The following is a 13,609-nucleotide window of genomic DNA, read 5'->3' as shown; positions in this document are numbered from 1 at the left end:
TGCGGCAATGTCATATCAAAGAACGGATTTTCAGGAAAGGCTCTCCCAGCTAGACAGATTGGATTGCGTCGAATTGACGGATCATCTTGCACATGTTGGGTCAAACGATCGGCAACTGAATCGACGGGTGCGCAAAGACATTCTAGGCTATCCCCTGGCCGTCATCATCGGCTTGGCGCTGGGATACGTGGCACTGGTTCTGATCTTTGTCTTTTTTCCACCGCAAACGGGTTTGGTTGCTCCGCAAAACATGGTCTACGTGATGGTCTCCAGCGCGTTGACCTTTGGGCTCGGGGCCAGTTTCGGCCCGGCTTTGGCGATTATGGGAATGATTTTAATCGGCTATCGAGAGTTGAACTTTCTGTTCGTCGCCGGTCTGTTTGGTTACCTCAGCTATCACACGTCGCAAGTTCTGGTGGATTTCTGCAATCAGGTGATCCTGATCGCACCCCCCGCATGGTTGGTGCACGCCGCGTCCAACCTCTGAGACAGGGGGGCTGCGCATGACGGCCCTCGTGCAGAGACCGGAACTCACACTACCGCAGGCAGAGGCCGAATTGTTGTCACACGCCTATAAGGCGGCGGATTTCATATTAGAATTTGGCTCGGGCGGCAGCACTGTCATGGCGTCCGAACTGCCCGGGAAACGGGTGTTTTCGGTCGAATCCGATCCCGATTGGGCGGCGATGATGAAAGGCTGGCTGGAACAGAACCCGCCCGCCACCGGAACCAAGGTTGACATGATCCATGTCGATATCGGCCCGACCAAGGAATGGGGCTATCCCCAGGATGACAGCCATTGGCGGCAATATCAAAACTATGCGCTAGGGGTCTGGCGGCAAAAGAATTTTGTCCAGCCTGATGTCGTTCTGGTTGACGGGCGCTTCCGTCAGGCCTGCGCGCTGGCCACCGCGTTTCTGTCCAAGAAGCCGGTCGATCTGTATTTCGACGATTACACAATCCGCAAGCATTATCACAAGGTCGAGGACTATCTCGGCCCCCCGCAAATCACCGGGCGCATGGCGTATTTCCGCGTCACGCCCATGGCCATTCCGCCTGAAAAACTGTTTCAGGTGGTGAAGTTTTTGCAGAACCCATAGGGCTGCCGAGGAAGGAAAAGACATGCTGGAAATCAAGAACCTGCACGTGCAATTGGAAGAAGAGGACAAGCAGATCCTCAAGGGCGTCGACCTGACCGTCGAGGCGGGCAAGGTGCACGCCATCATGGGCCCGAACGGCTCGGGCAAATCGACCCTGTCTTATGTCCTATCGGGCAAAGACGGCTATGAGGTCACCGACGGTGAAGCCACTTTGGCCGGCGAAGACCTGTTGGATATGGAACCCGAAGAGCGCGCCGCCGCAGGCCTGTTCCTGGCCTTCCAATACCCGGTGGAAATTCCCGGTGTCGGCAACATGACCTTTCTGCGCACCGCTGTGAACGCACAGCGTAAGGCGCGCGGCGAAGAGGAAATGTCAGCGGCTGACTTCCTCAAGCTGGTGCGCTCCAAAGCCAAAGAGCTGAAGATCGACGCGGATATGCTGAAACGCCCCGTGAATGTTGGCTTTTCCGGTGGTGAGAAAAAGCGTAACGAAATCCTGCAGATGGCGATGCTGGAACCCAAGATGTGCATCCTGGACGAAACAGACTCGGGCCTTGATGTGGATGCGATGAAGCTGGTTTCCGAGGGCGTGAACGCCCTGCGTGACGAGGGCCGTGGTTTCCTCGTGATCACCCATTATCAGCGCCTGCTAGATCACATCAAACCCGATGTTGTGCATATCATGGCGGCGGGTCGTATCGTCAAAACCGGCGGGCCCGAGCTGGCGCTGGAAGTGGAACAAAACGGCTATGCCGACATTCTGGCGGAGATCGCGTAATGGCTTTGACGCAAGTGAAACAAGACGCCACTGCGGCGCGCCTTGCCGGGCTGAGCCTGCCCGAGGGCGGCTGGTCGGCGGGTGCGCGCAAGGATGCGCTGGCGCGGCTTCAGGCCATGGGGCTGCCCCATGCCCGTGACGAATACTGGAAATACACCAAGCCAGCCGGTCTGGTCGCAGCGGAACCGGCTAAAGCGGCCATCTTTACCACTGACGAAGCCCCAATGTTTGACGGTCTGGACCGTCTTAAGATTGTTTTTGTCGATGGTGTGTTTGATGCCGAGACCTCGGATGATCTGGCGCTGGAAGGGATCACCATTGATCGCCTTGCCGACGTGAAAGATATCCATTGGGCCAATGGGTTATACGGTGTTCTTGAAGCCAGAGGCCAGGACCCGGTTGAGCGCCCCTTGGCGGCGTTGAACACGGCATTTGCGACGGATGGTATTCTGATCCACGCTGCCAAAACCCCAAGCAAGCCGATCAACCTGATCTATCGCCACGGCGATGAAAGCTCGGACGCGATCCTGCATCATGTGGTTAAGGTCGATAGCGGTGCCAGCCTGACCATTCTTGAAAACGGCCCAGCCGCGGCGCGTTTCAACAAATGCCTTGAGGCTGACATTGCCGATGGCGGCGCGCTGCATGTGGTGCGCACGCAGGGGCGTGATCACGAACGTCAGGCGGCGACGCATATGTTTGCCCGTCTTGGCAAGGAAAGTGTGTTCAAGGCCTTTACCCTGACCGTCAATGGCGTGCTGACCCGCAATGAATGCGTGATCGAACTGACCGGCGATGATGCGGTGGCCCATGTGGCGGGTGCCTGTATGGGTGACGGCGATTTTCACCATGATGACACGGTGTTCGTCACCCATGACGCGGTGAACTGCGAAAGCCGCCAGGTCTTTAAAAAGGTGCTGCGCAACGGTGCGACAGGTGTGTTCCAGGGCAAGATCCTGGTGAAACCGGATGCGCAAAAGACCGATGGCTATCAGATTTCCCAGTCGCTGTTGCTGGATGAAGACAGCCAGTTCCTCGCCAAACCAGAGCTCGAGATCTATGCCGATGACGTGGCCTGTTCGCATGGCTCCACCTCGGGCGCGATTGACGAAGATGCACTGTTCTATCTGCGCTCGCGCGGTGTGCCGCATGCCATTGCGCAAGATCTGCTGGTACTGAGCTTCTTGGCGGAAGCGGTAGAAGAGATCGAGGATGAGGCGCTTCAGGAGGAGATCCTGACACGTGCCGAGGCTTGGCTCTCGCGTCACCGCAAGGACTGAGACAGGGGTATGAGGCCAGAGACATGGCGCTGAGCAGCGATATCGCGGCAACCTATCGGGGGCCGGGCAAGGTGATTGCCCGCCTCTTGGGCTATGGTATCCGCGAGGATAGGGCGCTTGCCATGCTGATGGGCGGCTGTTTCGTGATGTTCATCGCGCAATGGCCACGTCTGGCGCGGGATGCGCATTTCAGCGGTGGCTCCGTGGGCGAAGTGATTGGCGGCGAATTTGCCACGATGATCTTTGTCCTGCCTTTGCTGTTCTATCTGCTGGCCTTTGCCGCCCATGGCCTCATGCGGTTGCTGAAAGGGCAGGGGGACAGCTACAATGCGCGACTTGCCTTGTTCTGGTCCTTTCTTGCGGTCTCGCCATTGATCTTGTTGCAAGGATTGGTAGCCGGTTTTATCGGGCCGGGGCTGCAATTGGAGCTGGTCAAGCTTTTGTGCTGGTTGGTGTTTCTCTGGTTTGGACTGTCTGGCCTGCGCAAAGCCTATTGGGGAGCGCAGGGATGATCCAAGCCGCGCTATCCCTTGCCCTGCGATCAATCACGCAACCACGCCAAGTCGCGCGGTGGCTGATTGACCTGCGTCTGAGCCGCGAAGCGTTGGTTACCGGTTTCGCTCTGGTGGTTGTCATCAACAGCTTGCTGTTTGGTGTGTCGGTCCTTTTGGACCCCGCCCCCTTGCCATGGTTCCTTGCGCGTCCTGCCGTATATGGCGGCCTTCAAGCTCTGTCATTGATTGCAACCCTGCTGGGCTTGTACTTTGGCGGCCGTGTGCTTGGCGGGCAGGCATCGATCCAGGATATTACTGTTCTGGTGATCTGGATGCAGATCCTGCGCGCGCTGATTCAGGTTCTCTTGCTTGTTCTCTTGCCCATTTCGGCTGTTTTGGGCGGGTTCCTTTTGTCGCTGACCTCGGTGATTGGTATTTGGATCATGGTCAGCTTTGTGGATGAAGCACATGGTTTCTCCAATCTTCTCAAATCTCTGGGCGCGATCATCATCGGGCTTTTCGGTATGGCCGTTGTGCTGTCCATTCTTCTGATCCTTCTTGGGATCGACCCATCGGGAATAACTGCAAATGTATGATGTCAACAAAATCCGCGCCGATTTTCCGATCCTGTCGCGCGAGGTGAATGGCAAGCCGCTGGTTTATCTGGATAACGGGGCCTCGGCGCAAAAGCCGCAGGTGGTGATCGATGCGGTGACCAGGGGCTATGCCGAGGAATACGCCAATGTGCATCGCGGCCTGCATTACCTGAGCAACCTAGCGACTGAGAAATACGAGGCAGTGCGCGGTATCATTGCACGTTTCCTGGGCGCGCCGGATCCGGATGAGATTGTCTATACCACTGGTACGACGATGGGCATCAATATGGTGGCCTATGGTTGGGCCATGCCGCGCCTGCAACCCGGTGATGAGATTGTCCTGTCAGTGATGGAACATCACGCCAATATCGTGCCTTGGCATTTCCTGCGTGAACGGCAAGGTGTGGTGCTGAAATGGGTTGATGTCGATGATCAGGGGGCGCTTGATCCGCAAAAGGTCATCGACGCGATTGGCCCTAAGACCAAGCTGGTTGCGATTACGCAGATGTCTAACGTTCTGGGCACGGCTGTGGATGTGAAATCCATCTGCCATGCGGCGCGTGAAAAAGGCGTGCCGGTGTTGGTCGATGGCTCACAAGGGGCGGTGCATATGCCGGTCAATGTGGCGGATCTCGGCTGTGATTTCTATGCGATCACAGGCCACAAACTCTATGGCCCCTCCGCCTCGGGCGCGATCTATATGAAGCGTGAGCGCATGGAGGAGATGGCTCCGTTTATGGGCGGCGGCGATATGATCCGAGAAGTTCACAAGGACTGTGTGACCTATAACGACCCGCCGATGAAGTTTGAGGCCGGAACGCCGGGGATTGTGCAACAGATCGGTCTTGGCGTGGCGCTTGACTATATGATGGGCGTTGGCATGGAAAAGATTGCCGCTCATGAGGCGGAGCTTCGGGATTATGCCATAGCGCGTCTGGAAGGGATCAACTGGCTGCAGGTTCAGGGCAAGGCCCCGGGTAAAGGCGCGATCTTTTCCTTTACATTGGATGGTGCTGGGCATGCGCATGATATCTCGACCATTTTGGATAAGAAGGGGGTGGCCGTGCGCGCCGGACATCATTGTGCCGGCCCTTTGATGGATCACCTAGGTGTCAGCGCCACCTGCCGAGCGAGCTTTGCCATGTATAACACCCGTGACGAGGTGGATAAGCTGGTCGACGCGCTTGAATTGGCCCATGATCTGCTGGGATAGTGGGGACGCTCTTTCCTGACGGAAAAACGCCCCACCCACCATCCCGCAGGCCGGGTGTGGCCTTGAAAAAACTTTGAGATTTGCAATCAAGGCGCGTTGCACAAGCTTGGCCTGCGGCCTATAAGGCCAGACAGGCACCTGTAGCTCAGCTGGATAGAGCGCTGCCCTCCGAAGGCAGAGGCCAGAGGTTCGAATCCTCTCAGGTGCGCCAAGCTTTTGCGATGTTTGGCCTTAAAGATGTTGAGGGTTCTGCGATGCTGGCCCCATCTTACAGAACTTATGCTGCTTCTCCTGTCTCGTCAGAAACTGAGTGATCTTCAGCAATCCAATCACTGTCATTGCTCCCGATGTTGAACTGGCCGGTGAGTTCCGCCATTCTGTCTGCATCGGCGTTCAACATTTGACCTGCATCGGTGGTCTCTTCGACCATGGACGCATTTTGCTGTGTGACGCGATCAAGTTGAGTGATGCCGAGGTTGATTTCATTCAAGCCCGCGCTTTGTTCTGCGGTAACCTCAGCAATGCCGGAAACCAAGTTTGAGACTTGCGAGAAGCGTTCCAGGATAGATGTCAGCGCATCGCCGGTTTTGCCAACGAGTTCTACGCCGCGCTCCACATGTTCTGAGCTTTCATTGATGAGGTTCTTGATCTCTTTTGCGGATTCGGCAGAGCGTTGAGCAAGCGCGCGCACTTCGGAGGCCACAACTGCAAACCCTTTGCCGGATTCTCCGGCGCGCGCGGCCTCAACCCCAGCATTCAGTGCCAAAAGGTTGGTTTGGAACGCAATGTCATCAATGACATTGACGATCTGAGAAATTTGCCCGGAACTGCTGTCGATCTCGGTCATTGCTGCCACTGCCGAATTGACCACTTCGCCGCTTTCTTCGGCTTCGCGCTTGGCTTCTTGCATGGCCGTTTCGACATTCTTGGCACTGTCGGCCGAACTGCGAACGCTGGCCGTCATTTCGTCGAGCGCTGCAGCGGTTTCTTCGAGTGTGGCGGCCTGGCTTTCGGTTCGGTGCGAGAGCTGCCTGGTGGCCTCGCCAATGCCCGCCGCGCCGGTGTGAATGCTGGAGACCGAGGACACGACTTCGGACAGGGCATGGCGCAAATTGTCCTGTGCGCTGTTAAAATCTTCCTTTAGCTTGCCATAGCCTTCGCTCATCGCTGCGTTGATCGGGCTGCTGAGATCGCCGGCGGACAGGCGTTCCAGCCCTTCGCCAATTGCCGTCACGGCAGCTTTTTGCTCTGCGCTGCGCGCGGCGCGTTCCTTTTCCGTGGCTTCTGCGAGCTCCTGTCGTTCGACCAGGCTGTTGCGGAAAATGGCCAAGGCTCTGGCAATGCGGTGGATCTCGTCCGAGGATTTTTCGAAACCTTTGACTTCTGCCAGATCACCTTCTGCCAAACGTTCCGTTGTGGCGCTGATTTTCCTAAGCGGGGACAGGATCAAGACGCGCGTCAGCAGGATCGCGAGCAGCAAAATACCGGCCGAACCAGCCAACAGCATCTGAACCCATTGCTGGTTTTGATGGATGTCCTTGCTGATCCCATGGGCCATAGTAGCAATGTCGTCCAGACTTTGCTGGCCGATTTGTGCTGCAAAGGACGAGATTTCCTGCACGGCTTTTGCCGTCGCGACGGATTCTCGGCGCGCGGAAGCTGTTGATTGCAGCGAGGCGGTTTTGAAGGCTGGTAATCCCTGTTTCGGATCCGCCAGGGCAATCAGCCCTGACAGGTCTTTGTACAAAACCCCGTCCTTGAAATCCAGAAACGTCTCCAACTCTGCAGAGGCAGCGGCGAGGCCACCCGTGGCGGAATGTGTTTCGAACACGCCTGGCGCGACGACAACATTCAGGGCGGCCATCTGAAAAGCGCTGATGGCTGCGTTAATCTCGAGCAGCTTGTTCAGAAAGCCAACCTCGTTCGTCAGCAAGTTTTCAATAACCGTGCGATTGTCTGAACTGGCCTCTTCGGCGGCGATAATCAGGGTGAACACCATGTCATCAACTGCCGTTGAAAGCTCGACATCGACATCCCGGCGTGCCGCCAGAACTGCGGATTGGTTTTGCGACAGCCGACCCTGTCCTTGTGCCATTGCTTTGGAAAAGATCTGTGCGGCCTCTTGCAGTTTAGACACATCCAGAGTGACTTCTTCTGAGCTTTCAAGCGTTGCGATGATATCGCTTAGCCGTTCGTTGGCTGCGCGGGACAGGTCAGTCAGGATCGATCGTGTGCTGGAACTGGTCGAATTGCTAAGGGCAAAGGTTGTCCCGGACAAAAGATTGATTTCGGCGCGGGCCTCTAACAGGGATTGAAGGGCCGCGAATTTGTTGTCGACGAGATCGCTAAAGGTTGCGTCAATGCCTGAAATCGTCTTTTCACCACCGCTCTTAAGGTTCGTTGACGCTTCGACGGCCAGTTCATTTAACAATGTTTGCACCGCTGAACTTAGCTTTTGCATCTCAGTAATTTGCGCGCCAATCCATTGTTCATTTCGGAAATTCGCTTTGCGGGCGGTAATCAACTCTTTCAGCGTTTTTTCGGCGTTCAAACGCTGTTCTTCGAGCTGTTCTTGCAGGTCCACAGGAAGTTGGGCAATCAGCTCTTGCAGTCTCAGCAGCGAGCTCTCAGTGCTTTTTTCAACTTTCTCCATGGCGTTTTCGGAATCGACCAACAGGATCGAGGTCATGGAATCCTTGGTATCGCTGCTGGCGGATATCAGCTGTTTGCTGACTTCAAGCGCCGGAAGCTTTTCATCCGTCAAATGCCCCATGCCATCCGAAATTTGACCAAAAACCAGAGAAACAAGAACACCAACGGATGCAGATGCGGCCCCCATGCAAAGCAGGATCAAGGTGATCTTGCTTCCGATGGAGGAAAAAAGTTTGAACTTGCGGTTTGGCTTGTTTGCGCGCTTTTTTGCCATGGTCCTGCTTCTCAATCTTTGGTCGTTTGGGGAATGGCGGTCAGCGGGTGTTAAACCGCTGACCGCGCGTGCTTGTTAGGACGCGTCAGCAGAGGCGATGGGGGCGAAACCGCCATCTTTGGTGATGCGTGTCAAAAAGACGTCGTCCATGCCTTGGTTGTCGCCAGGGCCGAACTCCATGTGAACCCCGCCAAAATCGATGCTGCGCAGTCCGGCCAATGCCGCCAGAAAGCTTTCACGTGTCAGGTCTTGGCCAGCTGCCTCAAGCGCTTTGATCGCCAAGCGGCCGGTCAAATACCCCTCGAGGGTAACAAAGCCTGGTGTTGCCTCAGGATCCGCTGCTTTCAGTGCTTGATGGTATTGCGCAACAACAGCGCGGGACCCGTCCCATGGAAAGGGAACTACCTGGCTGATGATGACACCTTCGCCATCCGGGCCCAGCTCTTTGGCCAGCGCGTCAGAGCCGACAAATGAGATGTTCACGAAGGTCGGATTGAATTTCATCTTACGCGACAGGCGGATGAATTCGGCGACCGGCTTGTAAGCGCCAACCATGACCACGGCGTCGGGCTTGGCCTTGCGAATGGATATCAGGGCCTTTTTCACGGCAACAGTGTTGCGGGTATAGGTCCCTTCAGCGGTCAGGGTCATGCCGCGGCGTTCAAGCGCAGCGGTGACACCGGCTAGGCCAACACGGCCAAATCCGTCATCCTGATAAAGCAGGGCAATGCTCTTCATGCCTTGTTCGTCAACCAGATGTTTGATCCAGGCCTCAGTCTCGGCGAAATAGGTGGCGCGGACATTGAAAACATTGCCATGCTCAGCCTTGCGCAGGAAGCCGGCACCGGTGAACGGGCCGATGAATGGCATATTGGCGGCGGTGGCCACAGGCTGGGTTGCCGCAGATGTCGGCGTACCGACGGCCCCGATCAGGCCGATATGGTTATTGCCGGAAATGACATCCTGAACATGTTGCACTGAACGATCGGGTTCATAGCCGTCATCCATGCTGTCCAGATTGATCATGCGGCCATGAACACCGCCTGCTGCGTTAGCCTCTTGAAAGGCTGCCATCATCCCAAGGCGCATCCCTTGGCCAAGTGCGGCGGCCGGTCCTTCGAGTGCCGCGACCTGGGCAAAGGTCACTTCGGTGTCGGTGATGCCCTGGTCAGCATGTGCCAAGGCGGGAAGGCAAACCGCCAAGGCTGCCAATAGGGTCGTCTTTGCTCGTTTCATTAAAATTCTCCAAAGGTCGGACATGCGACCAATGTCGGAGAAGGAGCCTTAAGATTGACTGCACAGAGCCAAAATTTGTGCAAAAAAAGAAGTTAAACTTTGCGCTTTCCAGCTTTCTGAGCGTTGATCGCGTAGAGGTTGGTACCAGAGTTGCCAATTAAAACAGTTTCTATCTAAACTGTGTTGCAATTCATCTGAGCCGCGAATGGGCTCTGATATGTCACAATACGCTGCTTTCATTTAACCAAAGGCGTTGTGACGTTTAAAGAACGGGTGGTTGGGGCGATGATTTCTCCTGAATATGTGCGCGAGATGGCGCGCTACAATCAGTGGCAAAACAAGCAGTTGCAGGCGATGATGTCTGGGCTGAATGATGACGTTCTTTTTCAACACAGGGGCGCGTTCTTTGGCTCAATTATGGCCACAGCCAATCATCTGCTTTGGACAGATCAACTCTGGTTGTCACGTTTCGATGTGATGCCAGCACCCGAGGATGATAGTGCGATGGGGGCAGAGCTGACATCATCTTTTTCGGAATGGGAGATTATGCGGTTTCGGACGGATGTGGCTACACAACAATGGGCAGAAAAACTGCGCGCCATTGATCTGACCGGCGAGCTTAGCTGGTTTTCCTCAGTCTATGGACAGCGATTCTGTACCCCCAAATGGGTTTGCGTTGCAAATATGTTCAATCACCAAACCCATCATCGCGGGCAATTGCACATGATGCTGACTGCTATTGGCTGTGAGAGCATGGTGACTGATTTGTTTCTATTGCCGGAAGGGGCGTAGGGCCTTCCTACTCTGGCAGGACAAGCCCCCAGACAGCTATTTTCCTTCGAAAAAGCCGACCGAATTTCCGTCTAGGTCGATCGCATAAAAGAACCGGCCAGCGGGCAGAGGTATGGGGTCGGAGACAACCTCACCTCCGGCATCGCGCACGCGTTGCATGACCTCTTCCAACTTGCCTTTGGCGGCCAGGTGCAGGGTTGGCCCGGTGCCACGTTCCGGAGGGGTTCCGGGATAGATGCTCAGTGCGATGCCCATGGCGCGGTCTTTGACCTGAAAAACAGCCATCGGATTTGGTCCGTCTTCGGTGACCGTGATCTCACCCTGGGTGACAGTTCGATAAAACGCCACTACCTTGTCCAAATCCGTAACCGGCAATTCGCCCCAGACCAGAAAATCCTTTGGTATCCAGCTCATATTGTCTCTCCTTTTGGTTTTTCGACTTGCCTCACGGTTTGGCACAGCTACCTGACAAGCTGTGTCAGTTTGGGGACGTTGCGGGCTGGCTTGACCAGATTGAACAATGCCGCTTTCTTGCGACGGTGGATTGAGGAGCAGCACATGTTGGATGTCGATTTTGTCAGAAGCCGGTTTCCGGCCTTTCAGGAGCCTAGTTTGCAAGGGCAGGCGTTTTTTGAAAACGCCGGTGGGTCCTATACCTGTCAGCATGTCATTGATCGGCTGACGCGGTTTTACCATCAACGCAAGGTGCAGCCCTATGCGCCCTATGCGGCCAGCCAATTGGGGGGGCAAGAGATGGATGAGGCGCGGCAGCGGTTGGCAGCGCTGTTGGGGGGCGCTACGGATGAGCTGTCTTTTGGCCCGTCCACCACGCAGAACACCTATGTTCTGGCCCAGGCGTTTCGGCAAATGATGTCTCCGGGTGAGGCGATCATCGTCACGAACCAAGATCATGAAGCCAATAGCGGCCCATGGCGGCGATTGGCCGAGGATGGGATTGAGATTCGGGAGTGGAAGGTTGACCCGGCTACTGGACGTTTGAACCCCGAAGATCTGGAAACTCTGCTGGATGAGTCTGTGCGACTGGTCTGCTTTCCGCATTGTTCCAATGTCATCGCCGAGATCAACCCGGTCCAAGAGATCACCGCCTTGGCCCATGCTGCCGGGGCATTCACCTGTGTGGACGGTGTCAGCTATGCGCCGCACGGGTTTCCCGATGTTGGGGCGCTGGGTGCGGATATCTACCTGTTCTCCGCCTACAAAACCTTTGGTCCGCATCAGGGGATCATGACGATCAGGCGCAGTCTGGGCATGACCCTGCCCAATCAGGCGCATTATTTCAATGCGGACAGTCTATATAAACGTTTCACCCCGGCAGGGCCGGATCATGCCCAAGTGGCGGCCTGTGCCGGGATGGTGGATTACGTCGAAGATCTGGCCGGACACCATGGCGTGGACCCGTCCAAGGTGCATGACCTGATGCGCGATCACGAAAGCGCCTTGTTGCAACCTTTGTTGGATTACGTAAAGGGGCGCAATGATCTGCGCCTTTTGGGGCCAGAGGAGGCAGCGGGCCGAGCACCCACAGTGGCCGTTTGCGCCAACCGGCCTGGGATCGAGCTGGCCACCGAACTGGCAAACCATGGGATCATGGCCGGTGGCGGAGATTTTTATGCGGTTCGTGTACTTGAGGCCCTTGGGATCAAACCGGAGCATGGCGTTTTGCGGCTGTCCTTTACGCATTACACAAATCAAGATGAAATCGAGCAGTTGATCAAAGCGCTGGATCAGGTGCTGTGACGAATCTCGAGCCGCCTGTCATCGTTTGGTTTCGTCGTGACCTAAGGTTGCGCGATCACGCAGCCTTGACGGCGGCGGCCCAAACCGGGCGTCCTGTGATCCCGGTCTTTATCTTTGATGAGGTTTTCGAAACCCTGGGCGCGGCGTCTAATTGGCGTTTCGATCAGGCCTTGGCAACGTTTGGCAGTTCTTTGAAAAAGGTCGGGTCGCGTTTGATCCTGCGAAAAGGACCGGCTTTGACGGTCTTGCAAGAACTCTTGGCCGAGACAGGCGCGACAACGGTCTATTGGCAACGCGCCTATGACCCTGACAGAGTGGCCCGAGATACCGGCGTCAAAGCGGCTCTCAAGGCCCGGGGCGTTGAGGCGAAAAGCTTTGCTGGTGCGCTCTTGCATGAACCTTGGACGGTACAGACCGGGCAGGGGGGTGATTACAAGGTTTATTCTGCCTTTCGTCGGGCCGTGTGGCACCGACTGATTGCAGGCGAATTATTGGATGTTCCGAAACTGCGCGCGCCAAATACCTGGCCTGCAAGCGCTGCGTTGGCGAGTTGGAGCCTGGCCAAATCGATGAACCGTGGTGCGCAGGTCTTGGCGCAGCACAACAGTGTCGGAGAGGCCAATGCGCTGGCCAAGCTGGATGACTTCACCACCAACCGGATCTCCAGATATCAAGCCGAACGGGATTTGCCCGCGTCGGATGCCTGTTCCGGCCTGTCGCCTTTCCTGACCTGGGGCGAGATCAGCATCGCGCGGTGCTGGGCGGCGGGCCAAAAGGCTGCGCATCAAGGCCAAGATGGCGCAGATAAGTTCCTGAGCGAATTGTTATGGCGCGACTTTGCCGCCTATCTGATGTGGCATCACAAGAAACTGGCCACGGTCGAGTGGCGTGCGGAATGGCAAAGCTTTCCCTGGCTCAAAAATGCCGACCATCCGCATTTTCAGGCATGGATACGTGGGCGGACGGGCGTGCCCTTGGTCGATGCCGGGATGCGTGAATTATATGTCACCGGGCAGATGCATAATCGCGTGCGCATGATTGTGGCGTCTTACCTGACGAAACATCTGCAAATGGATTGGCGATTGGGGATGGATTGGTTTGCCGATTGCCTGACCGATTGGGATCCGGCCTCGAACGCGATGGGCTGGCAATGGGTGGCTGGATGTGGCCCCGACGCCTCGCCGTATTTCCGCGTCTTCAATCCCGAAACACAACGACAAAAGTTTGATCCGCAGGAACACTACATAAACCGGTGGTTGGCCGAGGGCAGATCAACACCAGAGCCAAGTGCATTGTCCTATTTCGAGGCGGTCCCTAGAACGTGGCAAATATCCGCAGATGCGGACTATCCCGCGCCTATCGTTGGCCTGTCTGAGGGCCGCGCAGGAGCTTTGGGGCGATATGAAACCTGGAAAGACAGTCGCGAGGGCCAGTAA

At 56.1% G+C, this 13,609-nt stretch carries 13 protein-coding genes and 1 tRNA gene; 11 read left to right on the top strand and 3 right to left on the bottom strand.

The annotated features are described in order from the left end of the window. The first annotated feature begins 7 nt into the window (after nt 1-7). The 8 genes from CLV87_RS14415 to CLV87_RS14380 all read left to right on the top strand — a co-directional run bounded on the left by CLV87_RS14415 (nt 8) and on the right by CLV87_RS14380 (nt 5,672). Nucleotides 8-487: a hypothetical protein gene (locus CLV87_RS14415; RefSeq protein WP_141561256.1), complete on the top strand. Its 480-nt coding sequence runs from the start codon at nt 8-10 to the stop codon at nt 485-487. Nucleotides 488-503: 16 nt separating this feature from the next. Further along, nucleotides 504-1,100, top strand: a complete 597-nt coding sequence (locus CLV87_RS14410; RefSeq protein WP_099246443.1) for a hypothetical protein — start codon at nt 504-506, stop codon at nt 1,098-1,100. A 22-nt stretch (nt 1,101-1,122) separates the two neighbouring features. Next, the gene (gene sufC, locus CLV87_RS14405; RefSeq protein WP_099246441.1) at nt 1,123-1,878 is read left to right on the top strand and encodes a Fe-S cluster assembly ATPase SufC; all 756 of its coding nucleotides are present in this window, start codon (nt 1,123-1,125) and stop codon (nt 1,876-1,878) included. After that, nucleotides 1,878-3,158 carry a SufB/SufD family protein gene (locus tag CLV87_RS14400; RefSeq protein ID WP_099246439.1) on the top strand — a complete coding sequence of 427 codons (1,281 nt, stop codon included), beginning with the start codon at nt 1,878-1,880 and terminating at the stop codon, nt 3,156-3,158. The genes sufC and CLV87_RS14400 overlap by 1 nt, the downstream gene beginning before the upstream one ends. A 23-nt stretch (nt 3,159-3,181) precedes the next feature. Then, nucleotides 3,182-3,670 (top strand): YIP1 family protein, encoded by a 489-nt coding sequence (locus CLV87_RS14395; RefSeq protein WP_099246437.1) that lies wholly within the window; start codon nt 3,182-3,184, stop codon nt 3,668-3,670. Beyond that, complete coding sequence (locus tag CLV87_RS14390) at nt 3,667-4,248, top strand: YIP1 family protein (RefSeq protein WP_099246435.1); 582 nt, start codon at nt 3,667-3,669, stop codon at nt 4,246-4,248. Before CLV87_RS14395 ends, CLV87_RS14390 begins: the two co-directional genes overlap by 4 nt. Beyond that, nucleotides 4,241-5,461 (top strand): cysteine desulfurase, encoded by a 1,221-nt coding sequence (locus tag CLV87_RS14385; protein WP_099246433.1) that lies wholly within the window; start codon nt 4,241-4,243, stop codon nt 5,459-5,461. The genes CLV87_RS14390 and CLV87_RS14385 overlap by 8 nt, the downstream gene beginning before the upstream one ends. A 134-nt stretch (nt 5,462-5,595) precedes the next feature. Further along, nucleotides 5,596-5,672 (top strand) — tRNA-Arg (locus tag CLV87_RS14380). Nucleotides 5,673-5,738: 66 nt separating this feature from the next. Here CLV87_RS14380 and CLV87_RS14375 read toward each other — a convergent pair. Both CLV87_RS14375 and CLV87_RS14370 read right to left on the bottom strand, forming a co-directional pair. Next, the gene (locus tag CLV87_RS14375) at nt 5,739-8,387 is read right to left on the bottom strand and encodes a methyl-accepting chemotaxis protein (RefSeq protein ID WP_099246431.1); all 2,649 of its coding nucleotides are present in this window, start codon (nt 8,385-8,387) and stop codon (nt 5,739-5,741) included. Nucleotides 8,388-8,462: 75 nt separating this feature from the next. Then, nucleotides 8,463-9,623, bottom strand: coding sequence for an ABC transporter substrate-binding protein (locus CLV87_RS14370; protein WP_099246429.1), 1,161 nt, complete (start codon nt 9,621-9,623; stop codon nt 8,463-8,465). 273 nt (nt 9,624-9,896) lie between these two features. On the opposite strand from CLV87_RS14370, the gene CLV87_RS14365 reads away from it, so the two are divergent. Next, the gene (locus CLV87_RS14365; RefSeq protein WP_235871935.1) at nt 9,897-10,415 is read left to right on the top strand and encodes a DinB family protein; all 519 of its coding nucleotides are present in this window, start codon (nt 9,897-9,899) and stop codon (nt 10,413-10,415) included. A gap of 36 nt (nt 10,416-10,451) precedes the next feature. Here the strand turns inward: CLV87_RS14365 and CLV87_RS14360 are convergent, their stop codons facing one another. Further along, complete coding sequence (locus tag CLV87_RS14360; protein ID WP_099246427.1) at nt 10,452-10,829, bottom strand: VOC family protein; 378 nt, start codon at nt 10,827-10,829, stop codon at nt 10,452-10,454. Between the two features lie 144 nt (nt 10,830-10,973). On the opposite strand from CLV87_RS14360, the gene CLV87_RS14355 reads away from it, so the two are divergent. Then, on the top strand, nt 10,974-12,173 hold the full coding sequence (locus CLV87_RS14355; RefSeq protein ID WP_099246425.1) for an aminotransferase class V-fold PLP-dependent enzyme: 1,200 nt from the start codon (nt 10,974-10,976) through the stop codon (nt 12,171-12,173). Continuing rightward, on the top strand, nt 12,170-13,609 hold the full coding sequence (locus CLV87_RS14350; protein WP_099246423.1) for a cryptochrome/photolyase family protein: 1,440 nt from the start codon (nt 12,170-12,172) through the stop codon (nt 13,607-13,609). Before CLV87_RS14355 ends, CLV87_RS14350 begins: the two co-directional genes overlap by 4 nt.

The sequence above is a fragment of the Pelagimonas phthalicica genome, assembly GCF_004364805.1.
Taxonomy (GTDB): Bacteria; Pseudomonadota; Alphaproteobacteria; order Rhodobacterales; family Rhodobacteraceae; genus Pelagimonas; species Pelagimonas phthalicica.
Note: the sequence above shows the minus strand (reverse complement) of the source record. Positions and strands in the feature narration are given on the sequence as shown.